Raw genomic sequence first — 25,553 nt, forward strand, 5'->3', positions numbered from 1 at the left:
TTGCCAGCCGACCTGCAAAACCATTGAAAATCCGACATCCCCTGCGAGATCATTCACCCGCGCCGGATCCTCAAACAAAATGCAGGTGTTCACGTTCTATGAACCTGGTTTAGTAGACGTTATATGCGACATATCTGAACCTTACGGCAATATTTGCCACTATCCTCGAAATAATCAGAGTTGGGCCGAGCAGCCTTCCCCCAAGCCTACTTCCCTGAATTCTCAACCACTAGACCAGGGAGCGCCTCAGGCGTGGTGCCTGCTGAAATCCGGCACAAAAATGCCGCGGTGGCTTCGCGTATTTTCGCGGGCGCGTTTTCGGCATGTTTGATTAAGGTGGCGGTGACGAGCTGTGCTGGAGTGGTCCCGGCGGCCTCGGTAGGGGCGAGTGCCGCGCGGGAGTCAGGAGTGCCAGAGTCAATCATGTTTTCGGTAAGGCGGGTGAGTAGATTGACTTTTTCGATTGCCCGTGCCCGTTCGGCTGTGGTGGCGGCTTGGTGTTCGTACCATTGGCGTGCGGTTTCTAGGGCGGCTAGGCTGCTGGTTTTACTGAGGTGTTTGGCAAGTGCAGGGAGGTCTGGGGTTTGGCATACGTCGTGATAATCGCCGCCGAGTTGCGTGGCGAGTTGCCGTGCGCCTGTGGCGATGGAGGTGGCTAGCATGCTGTCGAGTTCTCGTGCTGCAACGGCTTTTTTGCTGATGTCTTGCAAGTTGGCCGCAAGGGTTTCGGGTGTAGCGGTTTCAGGTTGCAGGTTAAGTGGTGGGTTTTTGTATCCGCGTGGCGCGCCGTTTGGCCATGGCACCCACACGCCGCCGAGTGTATCTAGCCATTGTTGGGTGGCGGTTTCGGTGGCGGTTTGGTTGAGTTTGTGGGCGAGATTATTGGTTTGAGCGACGACGACGGCGATCTCTTGCCGTTCTTTTTCTGCATCTGACGGTGCATCGGGGGCTAATGAGGCGTTTTCCCACCGGGTGTCCATGGTGACGAGGCCTAGTGCGAAGAGCGAGCATAGGACGATGATGATGCCGCTGAAGTGTAGCCATGATGCGATTGTGGACATGGTGGTAGAACGTTTGGTCATACTCCTACTTTGCCATAGGGGTAGTGAGAGTGTGCAAGTGGGTTGACGTGATTTTTCTTCAGTGCCATGACACGGTTGGGGAGTTGCCGGTACTGTTGTGAGTATGGTTGACAATGTTTCGGCGCAGATTGCGCAATTGCTTGATCCTGTTGTGCAGGAATCGGGTTTATGGCTTGAAACTGTTCGTGTTGTAGGTGCAGGGAAGCACACGGTTGTTCGTGTGACTGTTGATCTGCCGTCTGGGCCTGGTGGTGTGGATTCCACGCAGTTGATGGACGTGTCGCGTGCGGTTTCTGTGGTGTTGGATGAAAAGGATCCGATTAAGGGCGCATACACGCTTGAGGTTTCTACTCCGGGTGCTACTCGTGAACTTTCTGAAGAACGCCATTTTTCGCGTGCGATTGGCCGGAAGGTTGCTTTCCAGTTGAGTGATGATACGAAGTTCACGGAACGTATTGTGGATGTTGCGGATGGCGTTATCACGCTGGCGGGGCAACCGGGTACAATCGCGGTTGTGGACGTGGCGCGTGCTCACGTCGTTTTAGAGTTGAATAAGGCAGAAGGAGAGAACTGATGGAACTGTCCATGAATGAACTTCGGATTGTTGAATCCGAACTGGGTATTGATCTGAATGTTCTGCTGAATGCTATTGAGGAAGCTCTTGTTCACGCATATAACCGTGTTCCGGGTGCTGTGAGGGGTGCTCGTGTTGAACTGAATCGTTCTACCGGTAAGGTGACGGTGTGGGCGCCTGAAGTTGATGAAAATAATGAGGTTATTGGCGAATTTGACGATACGCCGAATGATTTTGGCCGCATTGCTACGTCTACTGCTCGGTCGATTATTGCGCAGCGTTTGCGTGATGCTGAAACGGATCGTGTGTTGGGTTCGTTCCAGGGTAAGAAGGGCCAGCTTGTGTCGGGTGTTGTTGAGGGCACGGCGGGTTCGAATCCGGAATCGCGTGATTTGTTTATTGAGCTTGGTGAAAACCGTGGCTTGTTGCGTTCGGATGAGCAGGTGGCGTCGGAACATTTTAAGCGTGGCGATTTGCTTCGTGCGCTTGTTCTTGACATTTCGGTTGGTCCGCGTGGTGCGTCGATTCGCTTGTCGCGTTCGCATCCTGATTTTGTTCGCCAGCTTTTTGAAACTGAGGTTCCTGAGATTGCTGATGGGCCGGTGGAAATTGTGGCGCTTGCTCGTGAAGCGGGGCATCGTACGAAGGTTGCGGTGTGGTCGAATGATGATGCGGTTGCGGCTAAGGGTTCGTTGATTGGGCATAATGGTCAGCGTGTTCGTGCGGTTACCGCGGAGTTGAATGGTGAAAAGATTGACGTTGTGGATTATGACGACGATCCGGCCAAGTTTATTGCAGCTGCTCTTTCTCCGGCTAAGGTTACTGAGGTGGAGATCTTGAATAGGGATATGCGTCAGGCTCGTGCGATTGTTCCTGACGATCAGGCGTCCCTTGCTATCGGCAAGGAAGCGCAGAATGTTCGTTTGGCTGCGAAGCTCACCGGATGGTCGATCGATATCCGTAGGGAATCTGACTAATCGTTGGTCTTATGGTTCGTGCCCCTGCAGTGTGTGCAGGGGCACGAACCATATTGTTTAATAATGTACAAGATGTGCAGTAGAATAAATGCTGTATGTCTATGTCAGAGCCGTTGATGCATGTGTCTGAAGCCGATCGCCTTGATCGGATTATGATTCGTACATGCGTTGGCTGCAAAGGTAAGGCACACAGGAACGAGCTTGTGCGCGTCGTCGTTTCGGAAGATGGTTCAGTAAAACCGGATCCGTACGCATCTGCGCATGGGCGGGGAGCTTGGGTTCATCCCAAGCCCGAATGTGTCTCACGTGCTATCAAATCATCTCAGTTTGCTCGGGCGTTTCGGCGTCCTGTAGCTTCTGTTGATGCGGTGGAAGAATACGTGAGTGATTTTGTTCGATCAGTACGTTCTACGTGCTAGTAACCCAATGAAAGCGGGTAGAGAGCCGATGGGCACCCGATGAGTACCCAGCGATGAGCTGCCAAACAGGGGCCTGACGCATGCACATGCGCGGGCCAGAACATAAGGAGAAATGTGGCTAAGGTCCGCGTCCATGAACTTGCTAAAGAGATTGGTGTAACAAGCAAGAAGTTGCTTGAAGTGCTTAAATCTGAAGGTGAATTCGTTAAATCTGCGTCCTCTTCGATTGAGGCACCAGTCGTGCGTAAAGCACGTGAATATTTTGAATCACATCCAGGTGAAGTTGATTCTAAGAAGTCTGGCAAGAAGCCAGCAGCTAAGCCTGCACCAGCAGCCCAGGCACAGCCAGAAAAGCCAGTTGCAGCAGAAAAGCCTGCAGCTCCAGCACCAACTCCTGCTGCGCCAAAGCCGGCAGTGAAGAAGGCTACTGCGAAGACTGCCGCATCCAAGCCGGCAGCAAAACCATCAGCTTCCAAGCCAGCCCCAGCAAAGCCAGCTGCTAAGCCAATTCCAGGCAAGCCTGCTGCGCCTAAGCCGGCGGCTACTGACAGCAAGCCTGCTGGCAAGAAGCCAGCTCCAGGCCCACGCCCAATGGCGCACGGTGTTACGCCAGGTTCGGCTCACGCATCGGCAGAAGCGGCTCGTGAAGCAGCTCCACCCCGTCCAAGTGCAGGCCGTGGCCCGCGTCCAGGCGCTCCACGCCCAGGTAACTCGCCTTTCGCTCCAAAGCAGGGCATGGGTGGCCGTGGCGGTCAGGGTGGCCGCGGAGGTCAAGGCGGCCGCGGGGGTCAGGGCGGCCAAGGCGGTCAAGGCCGTGGTCAGCGGTCCAACGGTGCGTCCTTCGGCGGTAAGCAGGGTGGCCAAGGAGGCCAGAACCGTGGTCCACGCCCAGAAGGCGGCGCACCACGTCCACAGCGCACCAGCCCACGCCCAAGCCCAAACATGATGCCAGATCAGATGCCAGCACCAGCACGTAGCGGCGGCCGTGGTGGCCGTGGCGGTAGTGGTGGCGGCTTCGGTGGCGGTGCCAACGGCAACAACAGTGGTGGTGGTCGCGGTGGCTTCACCCGCTCCGGTGGTAAAGCCCGTGGCGGTTCAACTGCAGGTGCTTTCGGCCGTCAGGGTGGTGGCCGCAACAACCGTAAATCCAAGCGTGCAAAGCGCCAGGAATGGGAAGAACAGCAATCTCCAATGCTCCAGGGCGTTCAGATTCCACGTGGCGATGGTTCCACCGTGGTTCGTGTTCGTGCAGGTGCATCGCTTGCTGACTTCGCAGAACGTATTGACGCCGATCCAGCAGCATTGGTTACCGTTCTCTTCCGTATGGGCGAAATGGCAACCGCCAACCAGTCCTTGGATGAAGATACGTTCGCACTGCTCGGTGCAGAACTCGGTTATGACATCAAGATTATGAGTGCAGAGGATGAGGATCGTGAAATCCTCGAATCCTTCGATATTGATATCGACGCCGAACACGCCGGCGAATCTGACGAAGATCGTTTGCCACGTCCACCAGTTGTTACTGTTATGGGCCACGTCGATCACGGTAAGACCAAGCTTCTTGACGCCATTCGTAACGCAGATGTTGTTCAGGGCGAAGCCGGTGGTATTACCCAGTCGATTGGTGCATACCAGACTCACGTCAAGGTTGAAGACGAAGAACGCGCAATCACGTTCATTGATACTCCGGGCCACGAAGCATTTACCCAGATGCGTGCACGTGGTGCGGACATCACGGACGTCGCGATCCTCGTCGTCGCTGCAAACGATGGTGTTATGCCACAAACTGTGGAAGCAATTAACCACGCCCAGGCAGCAAACGTGCCAATCGTCGTGGCTGTGAACAAGATCGATGTGGATGGTGCAAACCCGGACAAGGTTCGTGCGCAACTCACTGAATACAACCTGGTTGCGGAAGAATACGGTGGTGACGTGGCGTTCGTCGATATTTCGGCAAAGCAACGCATCAACATCCCAGCCCTGCTCGAAACGGTGCTGGCCACCTCCGATATTCTGGTTAACCCAACTGCTAACCCGAACAAGCCGGCTCGTGGCGTTGCCATCGAAGCGAAGCTGGATCAGGGCCGCGGCTCTGTTATTACAGCGCTCGTTCAAGAAGGTACCCTGCGCATCGGTGATCCAATCGTGGTTGGCACCGCATACGGCCGCGTCCGCGCAATGGTTGACGAACACGGAAACCGTTTGCAAGAAGCAGGCCCAGCACGCCCAGTCCAGGTACTTGGTTTGACGTCGGTTCCAGGCGCAGGCGATCAACTTATCGTTGCGGACGATGATCGTACGGCCCGCCAGATCGCGGAACGCCGCGAAGCTGCCAAGCGTGCAGCCACCTTGGCGAAGCGCCGCAAGCGTGTTTCGCTTGACGATCTCAACGCAGCCATTGAAGAAGGTAAGATCGAAAACCTCAACCTCATCATCAAGGGTGACTCCTCCGGTTCAGTTGAAGCGCTGGAAGCCTCCTTGCTCGATATCGAGGTTGGCGGCGACGAAGTCCAGCTTAACGTCATTCACCGTGGCGTTGGTGCAATCACCCAGTCCGACGTGGACTTGGCAACCGTGGACAACGCGATCATCATTGGCTTCAACGTGCGCCCAGCAGAACGCGTCACCGAACTGGCCGATTCTGAAGGCGTAGAAATGAAGTTCTACTCCGTGATCTACGATGCGATCGACGAAGTCGAAGCAGCCATGAAGGGCAAGCTGAAGCCAATCTACGAAGAGGTTCAGGTTGCCACCGCCGAAATCCGCCAGGTATTCAAGTCTGGCAAGTTCGGCCTGATCGCTGGTTCGATCGTCCGCTCCGGCGCGATCCGCCGCGGCCACAAGGCCCGCTTGATCCGCGACGGAAAGGTGATCACCGAAGGTTTGGAGATCGTCTCCTTGCGCCGTGAAAAGGACGACGTGACCGAGGTCCGTGAAGGCTACGAATGTGGTATCACCCTTGGCTACAAGGACATCACCGAAGGCGACATGATCGAAACCTACGAGATGCGTGAAAAGCCACGCGACTAATCTGAAGTGAGGAAACATGGTTAATCCACGAGCAGCGAAAGTTGCGGAGCGAATCCAGCAAGTGGTTGCCTCAATGCTCGATAAGCAGATCAAGGATCCGCGCCTGGGCATGGTAACCATCACCGATGTGCGAGTTACTGGCGATTTGCAGCATGCCGACGTGTTCTACACCGTGTTCGGTTCGGAGCATGATGCGAAGAATTCTGGGGCAGCGCTCAAGTCTGCCACTGGAATGATTCGTTCGGCTGTGGGCAAGCAGCTAGGGTTACGTTTGACCCCAACGTTGGCCTTCCATTTGGACGCGTTGCCTGAATCGGCCAAGTCGATTGAAGATTTGCTTGTTGCGGCTCGGTTCCGTGATGAACAGATCCGCAAATCGGCGCAAGGCGCTGTTTATGCCGGCGATGCTGATCCGTACCGCAAGCCTCGCGAAGAAGATGACGCGGAAGTTGTGGTTTCTGTTGAATCGGTCGAGCCTGCTGAGTCTGCTGAACTGGCGGAGTGAGTGGCTCGTAAAGAACGACGCGTAGATGATCGCCCCCGGCGTGTAATGCCGTGGGGCGATCTCCCGCGTGGAGAACATGAAGCCTCAGATGGTTTGTTGTTAATCGACAAGCCTCAAGGGGTTACCTCCCATGATATTGTGGGAGCAATGCGCCGCCTGGGGGCAACCCGCAAAGTTGGGCATACAGGAACATTGGATCCGATGGCTACCGGTTTGCTGACAGTGGCTTTTGGGCGCGCCACCAAACTGGTGCAGTATCTGACGGGCGCTGACAAAACCTATATCGCCCGCATCGTGTTGGGTGTAGGTACTGATTCTGACGATGCCGACGGCAACGCGATCAGGCCTAGCGAGGATCAGATTCGGGCTTTTTCAGATGTGGACGCGGAGCAGATTGATTCTGCGATTCGTTCATTGACAGGCCAGATTATGCAAGTGCCGTCTTCTGTTTCAGCAAAGAAGATCGGGGGTAAGCGTGCGCATGATTTGGTCCGTGACGGGCAAACTGTTGAATTGGCTGCCCAGGCAGTTACTATTTCTCGTTTTGAACGCACGTCCGATGTGACATCCGTCCAGTACGTGGTCGGTGATCGTTCGTACGGCACTGTTGAATTCGATATCGTTGCATGTGTTTCGTCCGGCACCTATATTCGTGCGCTAGCACGGGATCTTGGCGAAAAGCTTGGTGTTGGTGCACACTTGAACATGTTGCGTCGTACCCATGTGGGCCGGTGGGATGTTTGCACTGCATCTTCTGTTGAAGAACTGCGCGATCTCATCACTGACGGGGGAGAACTCCCTATTATTGGTGTTGATGAGGTATGTACTCAGACTTTCTCCCGGCTGTCTATCGATTCTGATGAGGCTGAGCGGTTGGCGCGTGGCCTTTTTATTGAACGGCGCGATCCCGAACAAATCGCTGGGGCTAACAAGTGGCCGGCGTGCGCATTTCTTGGCGATCGGGCAGTGGCAGTTGTTTCGCCGCGTTCCGGACGGTTGAAACCTGATTTGCAGATTCGTTTGTAACCTTACCTCTGTGCACTCACTTTGCATTTTCGGTGTTTGCGGGGGTAAAACTGCGATTAATTGCCCCAAAATGCAAACTGAATGCACGCATGTTGGCATGCTACCTGCGCTACCATATAGACCTGGCAAAACTTGCCAGGTCTTATTCTCAATGAGGAGAAAATATGATTCCAGATTATTGTGTTCCTGATCTGGCCAAAACCGGATCAAGCGTTGTTCTATTATCTGTAATCGCTGCAGTTGCAGTGGTTGTCGGCTTAGCATTCCTTGTCCGAAAGAAACGTGGCGGGACAGCAATTGTTCTTGGTATGGCACTTGTGGTCAGTGGCGCGGCGTTGCCAACTCAAACGTTTGCGGCCACAGCAAAACAGTGCCCAGCAGGGTATCACTACGATGCGTCTAAGGATAAGTCAGCTCAGCCTGAAGCTAAGGCTGGTATCGATCGTCCTGCAAGCGACGAATCGTGGATGGCTCCACGCACAACTTTCACGATGAAGGCAGATGGTTCTACAGGGAAAACTGCGTCAGGTGAAGAATTGATCAACTGGGATGTTGCTAAGAAGACTCTTCGCGCATACATGAACGCGTCTAAAGAAGGAATCGCAGATAAAAATGATTCACCATATATTCGAGACGTCACCTCGATTGCTCGTGATGCAGCCGACAAGGTTGCGGCACAATGTGAAGCCGCAGTAGCCGAAGGTAAGAAGCCTGCCGCAGTGTTCGATTCAGATGATACGACTTTGTGGACGTATGACATGGAAGATCACTTCATGAACTTCGCCTTCACCTCGGCCAAGCAACAAGCCTGGTTTGATGCAGGAAATTACATGCCAGCAACGCCAGGAATGGTAGATCTCGTCAAGAAAGTCCACAAGGCAGGTTGCCAGATCATCGGCTTGACCGGCCGGAAAACTAACCAGCAGGCATATACGATCGCAAACCTTGAGCACGCCGGATACGTTGATGAAGCCGGAAAGCCACTTTTCGTTGATGACTTCTTCTTCACTAAGTTCAAGGACGGGCCAATGCCGGATTATCTGGTGAAACAGGGCCGTTGCAACGTAGCAGAAAAGAAGTGTACAACTGTCCAGTTCAAGGCTGGAACACGCCAACATATCCAGGAAGATCTGGGTTATACGATTATTGGAAACTTTGGCGATCAATGGTCAGATCTCCAGGGTGGCCAAGCTCAAACATGGGTGAAGTTGCCAAACGCTACATACTATTTGCCAAGCCCCAACCTGGACGAAGAATGGGAAGCACGCGATAAAGCTGCCGGGATGGCACCAGATGAAGCCACGTATGTTGTTGCTCCAGATGGTTCCTCTGGCTCTAAGCCGGGCGTGAAGGATACTGATATTCCAAACATGGATATCGTGAAAAAGACGTTGCGCGAATATTACAAGGCCACAGAAGATAAGAATCTCAAGCAGTATGTATCCAACAAGGAAGAATCCCCATACGTCGCAGAGCTTACTGCTGTGACTGGCAAGGCTCAGCAAGAAGTTGTTGCGCAATGCCAGGCGGCTCGCGCTCGCGGCGAAAAGCCAGCCATCACGGTGGATGCCGATGATACAACCCTGTGGACGTATGACATGGAAGAATGGATGGAATTTGCTTTCACACCAAAGAAACAAGACGAATACCTCAAGACCAACTATCACGCGCTTCCAGCAGTTCCAGGAATGGTGAACCTGGTTAAAGCAGCAAAGGCAGCAGGCTGTGAGGTCATTGGGCTTACCGGACGATCTGATGATTTGAAGGAAGTTACCCAACGTAACCTTGAAGAAGTTGGTTATCCAGCCATTGATCCGAGTATTTACTTCACGAAGAAGTCATCGAAACTGGCAGAACTTCCAGCATGGGTGAGTTGTGCGAAGGAAAAGTGCACAACGATCGAGTTTAAGTCATCTGTGCGCAAGCATATTGAAAACGATCTCGGATACCGGATCGTTGGAAACTTTGGGGATCAGTATTCTGATCTGATCGGGGGATACGCGGACGCCCACTACAAGTTACCGAACCCAACCTATTATTTGCCGTGATTTAGCGCGTATATAGGTGGATATAAAGGAAAGCGGAGCAGGTGGTATCTGCTCCGCTTTCCTTTATATAGAGCATAGACATATTTTAAGGTTTAGATGATAATAAAAGATAAAAATGTGACTCGGTTTTACTCAGTGGTGAGTAGAACATAGGAGAAAGAATGAAAAGAAGAATTAGCATCGTTACGGTATGTTGTTTGGTTGGTTTAGGCGCGTGTGGTGCAATCGGGGACTCGGCAGATAACGCGTCTGAAGGTTCCGTTTCGTCATCTGGGCTTAATCTTAGCGCTGAGGTTGATAAGAATACGTGGACGGTGACGTTGCCGTGGGATCGGTATACGATGACAGACGAAGAACGCATTATTCTTGCTTCTGCTGAAACATTTGGTTTAGCGGAATGTACACGTAAAAATGGGGAAGGTGTTGCGTGGACTGCAACATTGCCTGAGGCATTAAAAGGTGTTAATCCCCATGTGTTTATGGAGTTCGGGCCGTGGACAAAAGAAATGGCGCAACAATACGGGTTTTCTTCTGCTGAATTCTCTGATACGCCAATTTTGGGACGTGATCTTAAGCCTAAAAGTAAAAAGCAGCGTGAAAAAGAAGTTAAAGGCATGAAGAGCAATGCCTCTTTTCAGAACGAGACCGCGAGCTGATGCATGAAAAATGCGATTCTTATCCGCAAGTTAAACGATTTGCTATTGCACAAGTTGATTCACAAGGTCCATGGACAAAACCTTTATCCGATACTCGCGATCAAATTTTTGAAGATGTCCGTGGTAAAGAAATCGTTGCCGAATTAGCACAGTGTTTTATCAAGAAAGGGCTTAAGCCTATTGAGGGCATCCCCGGTTATATAGAAGGGGTGAGTCCACAACGTAACCCGACTCCAGAGACTATTGAAGCCGCGTTGAAGGCGGTGGAGTGTCAGGAGGAGACTGATGCTACTCCTCGGTTGGCGCAGGTGTGGGCTGATTTACAGGCTCCTATTATTAAAAAGTATGCTAAGGAGTTGGTTGCTCAGCGGCGTGTGATTGATGAACGTATTGCAGAGGCTAAGAAGTATATTCATGCTCATCCTGAATTGCTAGAACCTCCTAGTAAATAACGGTTGACTATTTTGTGTTTTGATAAAAATGCTTGTTTTTCGGGGGCATATTTTATTCTGTTTCTTGTAGGCGATTTCGTCTACAGTTCAAACCGTATTCAAAGGAGAATATTGTGAAACTCAAGAAAAGCATTGGTGCTGTACTTGCCACGCTTGCAGTAAGCTCAACAGGCCTTATCGCATTGGCTCCAATCACAAGTGCCGGGGTGGAGAACTGTCAGCTGGGAGCGGCATGCTTATGGTCAGATTATGATTCCAATGGGTTCAAAGCGTGGAATGAAGACCCAGAATCTCAGGTTCATTCATCAATAGACAACAAGTCGAAATCGGCAGCGGCTAACGGTGCTTCATGTAGTGCGACTTATTTTTATGACTTCTATCGTGGTCGTACCGGTAGTTATTTCATTCTCAACAGTAAAACCCGAATTGGGACAAACTTCAGGGATCCTGATCTTTCCAATGGGGCTGGTATCGGGAAATATCGTTATCAGAACTGGGAAAATCAAGTAAGTAATATAACATTTTCTGATTGTCGTTAGGGGGAACTGTGGTAGAGGATAAGTCGTCTAAGTTGTTTAATAGAATAATTGGAGTAGTAGCTGTCTCTGTTGTAACGGCGATGGGTGGTTGTTCTTCTACCAGTTTGCCTGGTGGGGAAACGCATGTTTCCTCACCAGGCGTGAACGTGGGTATAGATGTCGATCGAAAGGCTTCGACAATCATCGTTCCTTCTGAGCGTTACATGGCCACCGAAAAGGAAATGGAAGTTTTGACTTCGGCTACGTCTGTTGCGTTGGCTGAATGTACTCGCGATAAGGACTTAGATATTCGTTGGACTGGGCAATCGTCGGGAATTTTGTATTCTCGTCCAGAAGATATTTTCATTGAGTTTGGTCCTTGGGTTAAGGAAACCACTAGTCGTTATGGTTTTACGAGTCCATATATTGGACATAAGGCGAAAGGAAAGTCTGGTGCGGTGGATATTGTTCCAGGAGCGAGGGAACAAAGTTTTCGAGCAATGGATGCAAATTCTAAATATACGGATGCGCAGATGGAGAAGATGTGGAAAGAATGCGGTGATCATCCTTCGGTGAAGAAATTTAATGTTGAATCCGTTAATCAGGATGGGCCATGGGTGAATGAGTTGTCTAATACTCGGATGGTGTTGTTTGATGATCCGCGGGCGAAGGCGATTGCTGGTGAGTTGGGGGCGTGTTTTGTAAAGAAGGGGTTGAAGATGAGTTCTGAGGCCCCTGGTTATGTCGATGGTATTAATGGTTTTGATGAGCCTACGCAGGAGAGTATTGAGGCAGCGTTGAAGGCGGTGGAGTGTCAGGAGGAGACTGATGCTACTCCTCGGTTGGCGCAGGTGTGGGCTGATTTACAGGCTCCTATTATTAAAAAGTATGCCAAGGAATTAGCTGCTCAGCGGCGTGTGATTGATGAGCGTATCGCCGAGGCTAAGAAGTATGTTCATGCTCATCCTGAATTGCTAGAACCTCCTAGTAAATGAGGATTAAGTAGTTTAGGTTTTAGTTACAAGAAATTCTTGTTTTTTCAAAAATACAAGTGTTGCGATTTGTGTGTCAAACAATGAAGTTTGATATAAAACGAGTTTATGAAGGAAAGTATGATGAAATCTCGGAAAGTTTTAGGTTCCTTGATGGCTGTGTTGGCTCTTGGTGGGACCAGTTTTGTTGCTACGATTCCAGCGGCCGAGGCTTCGGATAGTTCATGCCCTGTTGGTGCTTCTTGCGTGTGGACGGGGAAAGGTTACACCGGCATTAAGGGGCGGAATTATGATCATTCCTCTCCAGTACATGAGAGTATTAATAATCAAGGAAAGTCTGCTGCTGCAAACGGGGCAACTTGTAAGAAAACGAGGTTTTATGATTACACGTGGGGTAATTCGGGTAGTTTCTTCATTCTGCATAGCGAATCGATAGTAGGTACGAATTATCGAGATCCTGACCTGTCTAATGGGGCTGGTGTTGGTGATTATGCACATGAGAACTGGGAAAATAGGGTTAGTCGAATTACGTACGTGTGTGACTAATTGTTGATGTTTGCTAGGGAGGGGCGTTCTGTGTATAGACGTGGTGTTGTTGTGGGTGTGCTTTTGGGTGTGTTGTTAGTATGTGGGGCGTGTTCTCCTGCTGCTTCGGATGGTGGAGTGGATGGTTCTGCTTCACCATCTGGGGTGGATGTTTCTGCGAAGATTGATCGTGATTCGTGGATGATTGAGTTGCCGTGGGATAGGTATAAGCTTACGGAAGAAGATCAAAATTATTTGCTGTCAGCGGGTTCGATGGCGTTGGCGGAGTGTACTCGGACTAAGTTGGATGGGGTAGCGTGGACGGGGTTTCCGCCTGAGGTGCTTATGTCGGTTAATCCTCCGGTGTTTAGTGAGTTTGGTCCGTGGCGTAAAGAGATGGCGCAACAGTTTGGTTTTACGCGGGTTGCTGATTCGGGTAAACCGATTGCTGGCCGTGGACTCCAAGCGCGAAGCGCAGAAAATAAAGAAGCTTGGAAGAGCCGGTCAGAATCGAATACTGAAATGCTTGAAAAAGCTAGGGAAAAGATTCATAGCACTTGTGATTCCTATCCGCTTGTTGCCAAGTTTGCGGTTAAAGAGTTGGATGATTCGGGGCCGTGGAAGGCTGAGTTGTCTAATACTCGGATGGTGTTGTTTGATGATCCGCGGGCGAAGGCGATTGCTGGTGAGTTGGATGCGTGTTTCGTGAAGAAGGGGTTGAAGACGAGTTCTGAGGTTCCGGGTTTTGTTGAGGGCGTGGATAGTTTTATTGAGCCTACGCAGGAAACTATAGGGATTGCGTTGAAGGCAGCAGAGTGCCAAGAAGAGACTGATGCTACTCCTCGGTTGGCGCAGGTGTGGGCTGATTTACAGGCTCCTATTATTAAAAAGTATGCCAAGGAATTGGTGGCTCAGCGGCGTGTGATTGATGAACGTATCGCCGAGGCTAAGAAGTATATTCATGACCATCCTGAACTACTAGAACTACCAAAAGAATAATAAATATGAACAGCGAAGAAACAACACAATCACACAAAAGACGCTACATGTGGATCATTGCCACAGTTATCACTGCTATAGCGGTACTCGTTGCCACATTTCTCCTTGGTAGATTTGTGCGTTCAAATAACGATGAAGCAATCGGAAATGCACAACATAAGCCTGAAATAACAGCTAAAGTAGAAAACCGCGATTTTCCGGCTGAACCCACCGAAGTAAAAGGAAAAGTCCATTTAGGGTCCACCTTCCCCGTCACCGTCACTGCCGGTGAAGGTGGGCAAGCAATCGTTACCGCAACCCCGCGCTCCGTAGGGGACACCATCTCATCAGGTGAGCTCATCGCATACGTATCTGGGCGCCCAGTTATTGCATTGGATCTGCCGTTTGACATGTACCGAGACATCAAAACAGGCGATACTGGAGCGGACGTTAAAGAACTACAGCGAGCACTTATGCGCCTTGGTCTCTACCATGGAGTCATTGATGGTGAATACGGCCAACTCACAGCCAATAGTGTAAAGAATCTTTACAAGCGAGTTGGGGCAGTACTACCAGAAGCGTCACAAGAAACAGAAACCCCATCAGCCGGAGCACAGAACCAGCCCCAAGATAAACAAAACATAGAAGGAGCCGCAGAACAACCGGCCAAACCTGCCCCCCGAAAACCAAATCTACCTACCATTAAAGCAAATGAGATCGTCTCGCTAACATCGGGAAGCGCACATCTCATCGAAATTGCTCCCGTCAATACCCGAATCAGTGCAGAAAAACCACTTGCAAAGTTACGCAGCGGACAAGCAGTAGCAGTTGCACGAGTAGGCGTAGGGGATAAGGAACTTTTTAGCGTTGGCGCTACCGTCGACCTCACCTCTACCGGATCAGTAGACAAACAACACGCCACCATCACAGCAATAAGTGAGTTCAAGAACCCAGAAGAGAACTCGGAATCTCCGCTTCCAGGACACGACGTTACCGTTAATCTACCAGCCGAAGGCTACACCGATGGGCAAGACGTCACCCTTTCTATTGCTAACACTGAACGGCAAGCAGTATCGGGACTCACTGTCCCACTCAGTGCCCTACGTGAAGATACAGGGAAAACATACGTGCTAGTCAAAGACCCAGCCGTGAAACCTAATGGAGTGAAGAAAATAGATGTTACTGTGGGGCGAACCTTTGATGGTTTTGCTCTTGTAAATAGCGAACAACTCCATGATGGCGACACCGTGGTACTAGCCCAATGAGCGTACTCAAACTGCGTGACATCCGCAAAACATACGATGTACATCCACCCGTCCCTGTACTTCACGGCGTTGATCTTGACGTAGAAGCCGGAGAACGCGTTGCAATTGTTGGATATTCAGGAGCCGGAAAATCCACCCTCCTTAACATCATGGGACTCCTGGATGAAGCAACGTCAGGAGAATACGAACTTGACGGGCACCTTACCTCCAAGTTAAGTGCGCGCAAACGCGACAAACTCCGTGCAGATGTGCTCGGATTCGTATTCCAGGACTATCATGTTCTCGGACACCGAACTGTGCGAGAAAACCTCGATATTAAACTTGCCATCGCAGGAGTTGACCCCTCCGAACGTGACAGTGTTGTAGACGAAGCCCTTGCCAATGTGGGACTTACAGAACGAAAAGACTCCCTTTCACGTTTCCTCTCAGGCGGCGAAAAACAACGCCTAGCCATCGCACGCGCAATCATCACACACCCGCGAGTATTGCTCGCCGACGAACCAACAGGAAACCTCGACTCAGTCAACGCTAAAACCGTTCTCGATCTCTTCGACCAACAAGCAGCAAACGGCGTCGCGATCGTCGTCATCACCCACGATGATCGACTATCCTCCTGGGCACAACGCGTCCTGCGCCTCAAGGACGGAAAAATCTATGAATAAAATACACGCAAAAAGTATGCTCCGAAAAACACGTGCCGTCTCCACAGATCTCCTTGCGGATGTAGCTATCGAGTTACGGGCCCGTATGGCACGAACCGTCCTTATGATGGCAGCAGTCGCCCTGAGTACAGGAGCGCTCCTCGCCTCCGTAGGAATAGCCCAAAACGCTGCCCACCAAGTTGAAGCCGATATTGCAGCCTCAACCATTGATCAAATCCTCATCAAAAGAGCTAGCGAAACAGAAGAAAACGTAGGAAACGACTCCGACGAACCACAATCGCCAGACAAAGAAATATATTTCTATCCTGCTGACGCCAAAGAACGACTCCTCACCATTGATACTGTGGCCGCTGTAGGAAGAAAATCGCGGCTACAAGAAGCAATCCCCACCCAAATCACCCATCCCGTAACGAAGAAAACGATCACCGGCCCCAGTATTATGGGTGCCGATTCGTCCTATCTCGACGCAGCGAAAGTGGCCAAACCCGACCAAGCATGGATGCTGGACCAAGGCTACGATGTTGTTTTCCTCGGGCACAGCGCAGCCGAAAAACTCGATATCCCCATCACCAGCGATACGCGTGGCCTGAAAGTCATCATCAACGGAATGGCATACTCCGTAGCCGGATTCCTCCCCGGAAAACCGCTAGAAAATGACATCGTCTTGCCACTCAAAACTGCCTTCCATCTTGCACACGGAGATAGGAGAAGCGAAATCCTTATCCGCAGCAAAATCGGAGCAGGATCGCAAGTATCAAATGTTGCTCGAGTAGCACTCATGCCAAACACGCCAGAAAAACTCAGCGTCTCCCAAGTAGTATCCGTCGATAGCATACGAGAAAACGTCTCCGGGCAACTCGCTCAACAAGCAGCCTGGGTAGGTGCCTTTCTTATCGTCCTTACCGTGCTACTCATAGCAAACTCCATGATCGTCTCAGTCACAGCACGAACCACAGAAATTGGTGTACGGCGTGCGCTGGGTAGTTCACGCGGGCGAGTGGCCGCAGTCTTTTGGGTAGAAGGAGCAGTAACCGGAGCGCTCGGAGGCCTTGTTGGCAGCGCAGTAGCCGCAGTTATTATCGTGGGCGTATCTGCGATTAGCGGATGGACTGCCGTGCTCAATATCGGCTGGATTCTGCTGGGGCCTTTACTGGGGGCCGCCGTAGGTATTGTGGCTTCGGCCTACCCTGCGGCGCGTGCATCGCTCATCCACCCTGCGATTGCTGTTCGATCAAATTAATGCCATAGGTTGTGGGGTTGTGGCTGTGGTTGTGGGGTTGTGGCTCCGCCTGTGCACTCACTTTGCATTTTCGGTGTTTTCGGGGGTAAAACTGCGATTAATTGACCCAAAATGCAAACTGAATGCACAACCAACGTACCCACGGTGAAAATATCCCTAGAGCCGTATTAAGATAGGCACCATGACTGAGAACAAACAAAGTTGTGGATGTGGCGGGGAAAAGCCAAAAGTTGCACCAGTGAAGCACGGGTGTGGATGCGGTGGTAAAGGACGGCATCACGGCGTGCGCACTGAAAATACTCCAGCCGGCGCGCCGGATGATGTATCGCAGGGCCGCAAGCAGCTCGGATTGCGTGGCATCTAAATAATGCAGGTGTGGCACAGTAGCTCCGATGTCCCAGCGGATTTCGGAGCATCAGTTCTTACTATTGGTATTTTTGATGGTGTTCATCGTGGGCATCAAGAGGTTGTGCGAGAAACGGTGCGGATCGCGCGCGAACGCAACCTTCCTGCCGTAGCGTTGACGTTTGATCCGCACCCGCGACTCGTGCATAACCCAGATTCGGATGTGCATTTGATTGCTTCGCTTGCGGATCGGCTTGAGCGCCTTGAAACGGCTGGGATGGACGCGGTTTTCGTTCAACATTATACGCTCGATTACGCCCAGCAAAGTGCGGAAGATTTCGTTGAGCACCAGTTGATTGGTATGCTCCGCGCGGTTGCGATTGTTGGCGGTGAGGATATCCGTTTCGGCAAGAACAACGCAGGGGATGCGGACGCGTTGCGTCGCCTTGGCGAAGCGCACGGAACAGATATCGTGATTCTCGACGACGTATGCGACGAACACGGCGGCCGCCGTTGGTCTTCTACGTGGGTTCGTGATTTGTTGCGAGCTGGAAACGTGCGTAAAACGGCGGAGATTCTTGGGCGCCCGCACCGTATTCGCGGGAACGTTCAGCATGGCTTTAAACGCGGGCGGCAGCTCGGCTTCCCAACCGCGAATTTGCCGGGAGTTGGCGTGGGGGAGATCCCTGCCGACGGCGTGTACGCCGGTTGGCTTGTGCGCACAATTCCTGAAACGCAGGCAACCGAACACCTACCAGCGGCTATCTCAATCGGAACAAACCCGCAGTTCGAAGGCGTAGAGCGCACTGTTGAGGCTCATGTGTTGGGCCGTAGCGATCTGAATTTATATGGGGAAGAAGTCGCAATCGACTTCATTGATTATGTGCGGCCGATGATGAGTTTCGACGCCGTTGAGCAGCTCCTTTCTCAGATGGATAACGATTTGCGTACAGCTGCCGATATTTTGTCGGTCCCGGTAGCAACGCGTGTGGATCCAGGATCAGTGACGGCCAAATAGTCTTATCGCTCCGCCAGGGCGTTGATGGGACGGCCTATTTTACTGATTCTGGACGAGCCTACAGCTGGTTTGGATGTTGTGGAATATGAACGTTTGAAGAGTTTGTTGTTCTGTTTCCGTGGGGCGGTTGAAGGAAGCGGATATTTTTGCGCGTCGTTGGCTGCGTTCTTCTGTGCAGATTATGAGTGATGCTCTTGTAGTTCCTGCCATGGTGGGCTGGCTGTTCATTATGAGCTGTGCCTGGGTTTTGTCTGGTTTTTCGACGCCGGATGCCCGCCTTACTTTGGTTTCTACAGGTTCATTGTTTCAGATGCTTGCTGTGGGGCGATTGCAGCGTTTGTTTTCCCATCTCTTGCCGCGGTTCCGGTGGCGTTAGTGACGGGATACTTGTGGATGGTGATACCGATGGCGTTTGAGCCAGTTACGTCATCTGGGCATTGGCCAACATGTTGCCGAGTAGATCAGGTTCCTGCATGGGCTGGATTAGTACGGTTAATCACCGCTTTGGCACGGCAGTGCCAAGTATTATTTTCGTTGCCTTCACCCTATGTTTATGGATCTGGAAATCCTCGCTAGTAAGAGACTGAACGCTCAGGTGTCGCAACGATAATTTTAGAGACACTTTATATACAAGGTGTCTTCTGGGGGTTTAGGCGTTCGTTTGGGTGGGTGAAATATTTCTCGTAATTTCATCTTGCTATTTCCGTTTTGCGATGTAGGACACCGTGATATTTCTGGAATTATTGGGTTCTTGGTCCTATTAAGAAAGCTTTATGTTCTGTTATTCGTTGACTATAGGCCTGAGCCTGTCTAGTGATGGGCGTGAAATTTTTGTAATATTTCTTTGGGACGTAGTTATCAAACCTAGTTGATAATTTCCTGGATGTTTAGTTAAATATCCATGTTAGGTAAACCTAAGAAGGATTTCCAAACGTTGCTATAGTTCATTCTTTCCCTGAGCCAAGGAGGCTTTACTACATGGGGATGTCATTTAAGAGGGCACTGACTGCAACAGTGCTAACGGCAGGATTGTTGGCAGGTAACGTTGTTCCTGCATTTGCTGCAGATGCTCCTGCTACAGGAACTTCACAGGGCGGTGCTGCTCCTGTGGCCGCTGACAAGAAGATTATCGAAGTTACCGAGGCATTGGCGAACTGGGATTTCCGCCGTTCGTTCCGCGAATATGTGGGCTTCCCGGCAACAAACGGCGAAGGTGAATACTTAGAAGACAAGGTAAAACTACTTGACAAAGGGCGGAATCTTCTCTGGAAAGTAGCTCCAGGGCAAAAGCTAGACCTCAGTGGCACAACTGGTCAGCTAAAGTTTGAAGGCAAAGTTTCTTGGAAAAAGTATGGTGGCATTCTAGACGTTTGGATTGCTAATCCAACGATCGATTTTGAAAAGAAGCAACTTCTGGTTGATGCCTACACTGCGGGCACTATGGCAAAAGCCGGGAAGGTTACGCTAGAACGTCAGCCGCTTGCAGAGCTTAAGGATCTAAAAGTAGAAGTCCGGGATGGGTACGCAGTAATTTCCTCATTGAACCCTGTACTTAATGCTAACGTGAAATCGCTCGTTGGGTTCTATGAAGGCGAAACGGGAGAGCCTTTCGTTGCGACTATTCCACTAGATAAGACTGAAGATGGTGCTCCGGATCCGGTTTTATGGGAGATCTTCCCGAACGTCTTCAAGAATCCACAGAATGGCCCAGTTTATAGCGATGCTCCAACTAAGGAAGTTCGTATTCCAGATGAAAATCTGAGTAAATGTATTCGTCACCAGTATGATCTGCTGGAAAATGTTCCGATTACGAATAAGCACCTTGAAGGTTTGCAAGAACTCAAGTGCCAGGAACGTGGCATTAAGAGTATTGAAGGTTTGCAATACGCTACTAACCTTGAGACGGTGAATTTTTATAAAAATCAGTTAACTGATCTGACTCCTTTGAAGTCGCTGAAGAAACTAAAAGACGTAAACGTTAGTACTAATAAATTATCGTCTTTAGAAGGGCTAGAATCTTCTCCTGAAATACACAGGCTTGATGCTGACAATAATCAGTTATCGACAATCCCACTTGTAAAACAGCTTGTTAAACTAAACTGGCTTTCTCTTTCAAACAATCGGATTTCTGATTTATCACAACTAGCAGTTCAAGCTGACGAAACACTGAATACTTTAGATCTTTCACATAATAAGATCGCAGACCTTAGTGGATATAAAGACTTACCGTTTGCTGAAAAAGTAAACCTTTCGCATAACTTGATTGAAGATGTGGGAACGCTTCCGCGTAAACGGGCAATTCAGGAACTAAATCTAGAATATAACTTTATTAAAGATCCTTCTTCTCTAGCTGATGCTGATTGGAAGAAACAGATTAGATCTCTAAAACTAAATGCGAACAAGATCAAAGACTGGAAGTCTTTGGAAGTGTTTGACACAGAATTCGTGGATTATTCCGGTCAAAAAGGCCCGAAAATTATTAAAGATTTTCCTCGCAATGAGGAAGACATCGAAAAATATCTAAATAAGCAGAGCAAAGAAGAAGCAAAGGCGGAAAAAGACGCTGCAGATGCAAAGGCAGACGCTGAACGTGAAGCTCTTGTAGAAGAAGCCAAGAAGCTTCATAATCAGTACGTTGCTTCCGAAAAGGAAATTGAAGAGCAGCAGGCTCAGCAGCGTGAACGCGAAAAGAACATCAATTCCAGTTCCCAGAAGCCAAAGGACGAAACTAAGAAAGCCGAATACAAGGTTGCGCTTAACTGGGGCGTCAAGGAATCGTTCCGTAAGTATGTTTCGGGCTTTGCTGAAGGCAAGTGGGAACTTTCTGATGGCGTAACCGGAGCCTTCGACTTCCCACTCAAGGATGCTCTCAAGTTCAAGAATGACGCTGACATCAGCAAACTCGAATTCGGTGGCAAGGTGCACTTCACTGGACATCACGGTCTTCTCGATCTAACAATCTCCGAACCAACAATCGAAAAGACCAACACTGGTTGGAATCTTGTTGCAACCATTGCAGTTAACCCATTCGATAAGAAGAATGTGGGCAAGGTCCTCAGGGGCGAAATGAAGATTGATCCAACAAAGATCGAAACAAAGCGAGTGACCCTGGCCACTTTGGCCAAGCCAGAGGAAATCAAGGAAGGCGATATTCGTAAACTTCAATTTGGTACCGCGAAGCTCACTGATGAAGGTGCTAACTCGTTCGCAAACTTCTACGAAAAAGGACAAGAGCTCGATCCAGTAACCGTCATCATCAAGAAGAATGACGGCAAGGACGACCCAGGCAAGGAACCTGAGAAGAACCCCGAACAGAACGCTGGCGAGAAAAAGGGAGCGCCAGCTCCAAACGAGACACAAACCGATAAGAAGCCAGAAGTCAAGAAGTGCGAGATTGATCCGCACAAGAAGCGCGTCACTGCAGGAAACCTCAGCTGGGGCCTTCGCTCTTCCTTCACCACCTACATCCGTAGCTCGGTTGCACACGGTGGCTGGAACCTCGTTGGCGCATCATGGGATGGAAGCAGCTTCAACTTCGGAGCAACCGGTGGTCTCTACAACACGTCCACCAAGTCCGGCACCATCTACTACGGCGGCGCTGTCCACTTCTACGGTCACGATGGAATCCTCGATTTGAAGATCTCCAACCCAGCACTGGTCATCAAGGGCAACAGCGGTTCCCTCTACATGGATGTCCTCGGATCGGACATGAGCGGCAAGAAGTTCAACCTCGGCCGTGTCCACTTCGCAAATGTTGGATTCGCTAACGGTCTATCAGCCACCGATAACGCACTCAGCTTCCAGGGTGCAAGCGTCAACCTTACGGCTGAAGGCGCTAAGGCATTCGCAGGATTCTACAAGGCCGGCGAACCACTAGCACCACTTTCAGGTACCGCTAAGCTCGTCCCAGCAACCGCATGCGATTCAGAAACCGGTGAACTCATCGAATACGACGCTTTCGGATCCAAGCTGGCCAAGACAGGTGTTGAACTATCAACCCTCGTCGTGGTTGCCCTTGGCCTGATGGCTATCGGTGGTGGCGCAGTAGTTGCCTACCGAGTTCGCCAGAACAAAATCGCAAACAATGAAGCAGACACCACCTCTAGCCTCTAAGCTAACGTGTTTATCTTGCTTGATTAAGTGATCAACGACGATACGGAGCGCATCCACTCGCGCTCCGTATCGTCGCCTATATATAAGGAAACTATGAAACTGAAGATCCCAGCGCTCGTCCTTAGCGCACTGGTTGCCCTCAGCGCCTGCAGCGTTCCAACCCACCCCAATGAAAAAGTACAGCCAGCAGCAAAAAGCTCAACGTCAGCTGAAGAAAAGAAGCCCACACTTCCAGACCCACACGAAGTTACCGGCCTTACAGTTGTTCCAGATATCGCTGATCCAGAACCTATAAGCGGCAAATTCCCACAAACCCTGCCGGCAACAGTCACAGACTTCGAAGGGAACTCAGTAACAGTTTCCGATACGTCTCGCATCCTGGCCATGGACCTTGAAGGCACCCTCTCACGAACTGTGATAGCCCTCGGATACGGAGCCAACATCGTCGGCAAAACAGTATCCTCCACCGAAAAGCAGCTCGCGGAGGTCCCCGTCGTTACTCAAAACGGGCACACACTCAACGTCGAAGCAATCCTCGCACTGCAACCCACAGTAATTCTCGTCGATAGAAGTATCGGCCCGCCAGAAGCAATCGAACAACTACGCGCGGCTGGAATCCCGATCGTGCTCGTAGATCCTGCCCGCGGAATCGAAAAAAATACGGACCTTATCCTCTCCGTATCGCGCGCACTTGGCTGCGAAAACGCTGGAAAAGCACTCGCAGAACGCACCGAAAAACAAACCAGCGAAGCCCTCGAACAAATCAAAGAATGGATCCCCGCCAACCCAATCGAAGCGGCCTTCCTCTACGTTCGCGGCACCGGCGGAGTATTCTTCATCCTCGGAGAAAAAGAAGGCGCAACAGCACTCATCCGTTCGGTTGGAGCCAAAGACCTTGCAACAGAACACGGCATCAAAGGCGTCACGCCAGCAAACGCGGAAGCACTCGTCAAACTCAACCCTGAAGTCATCTTCACTATGAGCGGCGGGCTCGAATCAGCCGAAGGACTCGACGGATTGCTCCAGCGCCCAGGCGTAGCCGATACTCGCGCGGGAAAGAAACAACGCGTCATCGCAATCCCAGACGGCCTCTCGCTCTCCTTCGGTCCACAAACCGGCGAAACCCTCCTAGCTGTTGCCCGCGCCCTCTACAGCGTCCCTGAAAAGTAACGTATGACAACCACACATAAAACTCCTCCTCGTCACGTCAAGAAAAACCTACGGATCTTCACCGTTTTCTTGATCGTGAGTATCTCGCTGGTGTTTGCCACGCTCGCCTCGGCCCTCCTCGGGCAATACGAGGTGAGCGTGGGGGACGTGTACCGGGCACTGTTCGCACCCCTTGGGTTAGCTGAATATCCGCAAGATCCCTTAGCATTTTCCACTCTGTGGAACATTCGTTTCCCGAGAATTGCGTTAGGGCTCTTGGTGGGGGCCGCATTGGCGGTGGCCGGCGCGCTCATGCAGGCAGTATTTTCGAACCCGCTAGCGGAGCCAGGAATTATCGGTGTTTCTTCGGGAGCATCGGTGGGGGCCGCATTGGCGTTGGTGTATGCGCCGCACGCGTTGGCTGGTTTTTCGGTTCCGTTGGCTGCGTTCGGTTCGGGCTTGCTGGCTGCTTTCCTCGTGTATGTTTTGGCACGTACCCAAGGGAAAGCTGACGTTATCGTGCTCGTGCTGACGGGCATTGCAGTGACTGCAGTGTGTTCTGCACTTGCTTCAATCGCCACCTATTTGGCACCAACAACTACCCGTGACCATATTGTGTTTTGGCAGATGGGTTCACTGAACGGCACCGTTTGGAAACACGTGGCGATCGTGGGGATCGTTGTTGTATTCGGTATTTCGTGGGCGCATTTGCTGGCGTATCGGCTTGATACCTTATCGTTGGGGGAGCAGGCTGCCGGGCATGTGGGCGTGAACGTGGGCCGGTTGCGCGTAGTGGCGATCGCGTTGGCAACATTGTTGACTGCTGCTGCTGTTTCTTACGCTGGCGTGATCGCGTTTGTGGGGTTGATTGTTCCGCACGTGATGAGGCTTGCGTTGGGGCCACGAAACACGTATTTGTTACCCGGTTCGATGCTGGCAGGTGCGCTGCTGATTACGGTTGCGGATTTGGCTGCGCGTACGTTGATTCCGTTTGCTGATTTGCCGATAGGTATTTTCACTGCGCTTGTTGGTGGCCCGACGTTCTTTATTTTGCTTCGTACCCGAGTTCGGATTGGACAGACGAGATGAGTGAGTGTTTTCGTTCGGCGGTAGCTGCGCATCGCATCGATTTTGCGTATGGGAAACGCCCGATTTTGCGTGACGTTTCGTTGGACGTTCGGTTTGGCGAGGTAGTGGGGTTGTTGGGGCCTAACGGCACTGGCAAGTCGACGTTGATGGCTGTGATGGCTGGCGACGTCAGCGCACATTCTGGTTACGTTGAATACCAGGGCAAGAAGGTTCAAGATTACGGCCGGAAAGAGTTGGCTCGGACGCGTTCGGTTATGCCGCAGGTGACTGAGTTTCCGTTTTCGTATACGGTGCGTGACATTGTGGCGATGGGTCGCCATTGTTGGGATACTGCACCGGAAGAAGACGATTCGATTATTGATTCTTCGTTGGAGAAAACCGATATTTGTGGTTACGACGAACGGGACGTCACCCGGCTGTCTGGGGGAGAAAAGGCTCGTGTGACGTTTGCTCGGGTGCTCACTCAGCAGGCGGGGGTGGTTTTCTTAGATGAGCCGACGGCGGCGCTCGACATTGCTCACCAGGAACGAACAATGACAGTGTGCCGGGAACTGGCAGATGCCGGGCATGCTGTGGTTGCTGTGATGCACGATCTGCAGCTCGCTGGATCATACTGCGACAGGATTGCTTTAATGTCCGAAGGGCGTATTGTTCGCCTGGGTACTCCAACGGAAGTGCTGACTGCTCAACTGTTAACAGATGTTTACAGTTGGCCTATTGATGTGGCTACTGTGGGGGATCGGATCGTGGTGTTGCCATCGCGCACCCATAGGTAAAACGGCGATACTGATACGGAGTATGGGTACTTAATCTCACACGCTGAAACGTGGGAGAAGATGATGACCATGATAGAATTGAACAGCCGTTGGATCGGCCACGGAGTGTCATCG

Annotated in this window: 24 protein-coding genes; 23 read left to right on the forward strand and 1 reads right to left on the reverse strand. The window is 51.1% G+C overall.

Annotated elements, in window-relative coordinates:
• Positions 1-206 precede the first annotated feature (206 nt).
• Positions 207-1,082 (reverse strand): hypothetical protein, encoded by an 876-nt coding sequence (locus ARCH_RS03100; RefSeq protein WP_013169844.1) that lies wholly within the window; start codon positions 1,080-1,082, stop codon positions 207-209.
• A gap of 103 nt (positions 1,083-1,185) precedes the next feature.
• Between ARCH_RS03100 and ARCH_RS03105 the strand changes: the two genes are divergently transcribed.
• The 23 genes from ARCH_RS03105 (at position 1,186) to ARCH_RS03215 (ending at position 25,439) form a co-directional block, all read left to right on the forward strand.
• On the forward strand, positions 1,186-1,656 hold the full coding sequence (locus ARCH_RS03105; RefSeq protein ID WP_013169845.1) for a ribosome maturation factor RimP: 471 nt from the start codon (positions 1,186-1,188) through the stop codon (positions 1,654-1,656).
• Entirely contained in the window at positions 1,656-2,633 is a 978-nt protein-coding gene (nusA, locus tag ARCH_RS03110) for a transcription termination factor NusA (RefSeq protein WP_013169846.1), read from the forward strand. Before ARCH_RS03105 ends, nusA begins: the two co-directional genes overlap by 1 nt.
• 95 nt (positions 2,634-2,728) lie before the next feature.
• Entirely contained in the window at positions 2,729-3,052 is a 324-nt protein-coding gene (locus tag ARCH_RS03115; RefSeq protein ID WP_111724911.1) for a YlxR family protein, read from the forward strand.
• 114 nt (positions 3,053-3,166) lie between these two features.
• Complete coding sequence (infB, locus tag ARCH_RS03120) at positions 3,167-6,082, forward strand: translation initiation factor IF-2 (RefSeq protein ID WP_013169848.1); 2,916 nt, start codon at positions 3,167-3,169, stop codon at positions 6,080-6,082.
• Between the two features lie 16 nt (positions 6,083-6,098).
• Positions 6,099-6,587 (forward strand): 30S ribosome-binding factor RbfA, encoded by a 489-nt coding sequence (gene rbfA / locus ARCH_RS03125; RefSeq protein WP_013169849.1) that lies wholly within the window; start codon positions 6,099-6,101, stop codon positions 6,585-6,587.
• A 45-nt stretch (positions 6,588-6,632) separates the two neighbouring features.
• Positions 6,633-7,613 (forward strand): tRNA pseudouridine(55) synthase TruB, encoded by a 981-nt coding sequence (gene truB / locus ARCH_RS03130; protein WP_013169850.1) that lies wholly within the window; start codon positions 6,633-6,635, stop codon positions 7,611-7,613.
• A gap of 164 nt (positions 7,614-7,777) precedes the next feature.
• Positions 7,778-9,661, forward strand: a complete 1,884-nt coding sequence (locus ARCH_RS03135; protein WP_013169851.1) for an HAD family acid phosphatase — start codon at positions 7,778-7,780, stop codon at positions 9,659-9,661.
• 161 nt (positions 9,662-9,822) lie between these two features.
• Positions 9,823-10,317 (forward strand): hypothetical protein, encoded by a 495-nt coding sequence (locus tag ARCH_RS03140; RefSeq protein ID WP_138975072.1) that lies wholly within the window; start codon positions 9,823-9,825, stop codon positions 10,315-10,317.
• A complete protein-coding gene (locus ARCH_RS03145) occupies positions 10,317-10,769 on the forward strand; it encodes a hypothetical protein (RefSeq protein WP_041640333.1) in 453 nt (150 codons plus the stop codon). The genes ARCH_RS03140 and ARCH_RS03145 overlap by 1 nt, the downstream gene beginning before the upstream one ends.
• A 113-nt stretch (positions 10,770-10,882) precedes the next feature.
• A complete protein-coding gene (locus ARCH_RS03150; RefSeq protein ID WP_013169852.1) occupies positions 10,883-11,308 on the forward strand; it encodes a peptidase inhibitor family I36 protein in 426 nt (141 codons plus the stop codon).
• Between the two features lie 8 nt (positions 11,309-11,316).
• A complete protein-coding gene (locus ARCH_RS03155; RefSeq protein WP_013169853.1) occupies positions 11,317-12,282 on the forward strand; it encodes a hypothetical protein in 966 nt (321 codons plus the stop codon).
• Positions 12,283-12,432: 150 nt separating this feature from the next.
• Positions 12,433-12,825, forward strand: coding sequence for a peptidase inhibitor family I36 protein (locus ARCH_RS03160; protein ID WP_261974474.1), 393 nt, complete (start codon positions 12,433-12,435; stop codon positions 12,823-12,825).
• A 30-nt stretch (positions 12,826-12,855) separates the two neighbouring features.
• Entirely contained in the window at positions 12,856-13,803 is a 948-nt protein-coding gene (locus ARCH_RS03165) for a hypothetical protein (protein WP_013169855.1), read from the forward strand.
• A gap of 116 nt (positions 13,804-13,919) precedes the next feature.
• Complete coding sequence (locus ARCH_RS03170) at positions 13,920-15,047, forward strand: peptidoglycan-binding protein (protein ID WP_187286516.1); 1,128 nt, start codon at positions 13,920-13,922, stop codon at positions 15,045-15,047.
• Positions 15,044-15,709: an ABC transporter ATP-binding protein gene (locus tag ARCH_RS03175; RefSeq protein ID WP_013169857.1), complete on the forward strand. Its 666-nt coding sequence runs from the start codon at positions 15,044-15,046 to the stop codon at positions 15,707-15,709. Before ARCH_RS03170 ends, ARCH_RS03175 begins: the two co-directional genes overlap by 4 nt.
• Before the next feature lie 16 nt (positions 15,710-15,725).
• The gene (locus ARCH_RS03180) at positions 15,726-16,949 is read left to right on the forward strand and encodes an ABC transporter permease (RefSeq protein ID WP_041640336.1); all 1,224 of its coding nucleotides are present in this window, start codon (positions 15,726-15,728) and stop codon (positions 16,947-16,949) included.
• A gap of 181 nt (positions 16,950-17,130) precedes the next feature.
• A complete protein-coding gene (locus ARCH_RS03185; protein ID WP_041640337.1) occupies positions 17,131-17,313 on the forward strand; it encodes a hypothetical protein in 183 nt (60 codons plus the stop codon).
• 3 nt (positions 17,314-17,316) lie between these two features.
• A complete protein-coding gene (locus tag ARCH_RS03190) occupies positions 17,317-18,312 on the forward strand; it encodes a bifunctional riboflavin kinase/FAD synthetase (RefSeq protein ID WP_013169859.1) in 996 nt (331 codons plus the stop codon).
• Positions 18,313-18,336: 24 nt separating this feature from the next.
• Positions 18,337-18,501: an ABC transporter family protein gene (locus ARCH_RS10095; RefSeq protein ID WP_013169860.1), complete on the forward strand. Its 165-nt coding sequence runs from the start codon at positions 18,337-18,339 to the stop codon at positions 18,499-18,501.
• Between the two features lie 789 nt (positions 18,502-19,290).
• Positions 19,291-22,425, forward strand: coding sequence for an HtaA domain-containing protein (locus ARCH_RS09315; RefSeq protein WP_013169861.1), 3,135 nt, complete (start codon positions 19,291-19,293; stop codon positions 22,423-22,425).
• 93 nt (positions 22,426-22,518) lie between these two features.
• Positions 22,519-23,595 carry a heme/hemin ABC transporter substrate-binding protein gene (locus tag ARCH_RS03205; RefSeq protein WP_013169862.1) on the forward strand — a complete coding sequence of 359 codons (1,077 nt, stop codon included), beginning with the start codon at positions 22,519-22,521 and terminating at the stop codon, positions 23,593-23,595.
• Between the two features lie 3 nt (positions 23,596-23,598).
• Positions 23,599-24,663, forward strand: coding sequence for a FecCD family ABC transporter permease (locus tag ARCH_RS03210; RefSeq protein WP_013169863.1), 1,065 nt, complete (start codon positions 23,599-23,601; stop codon positions 24,661-24,663).
• Positions 24,660-25,439 (forward strand): heme ABC transporter ATP-binding protein, encoded by a 780-nt coding sequence (locus tag ARCH_RS03215; protein ID WP_013169864.1) that lies wholly within the window; start codon positions 24,660-24,662, stop codon positions 25,437-25,439. Before ARCH_RS03210 ends, ARCH_RS03215 begins: the two co-directional genes overlap by 4 nt.
• Positions 25,440-25,553: the final 114 nt, after the last annotated feature.

It is taken from the genome of Arcanobacterium haemolyticum DSM 20595 (assembly GCF_000092365.1).
In the GTDB taxonomy this organism is placed as follows: Bacteria; Actinomycetota; Actinomycetes; order Actinomycetales; family Actinomycetaceae; genus Arcanobacterium; species Arcanobacterium haemolyticum.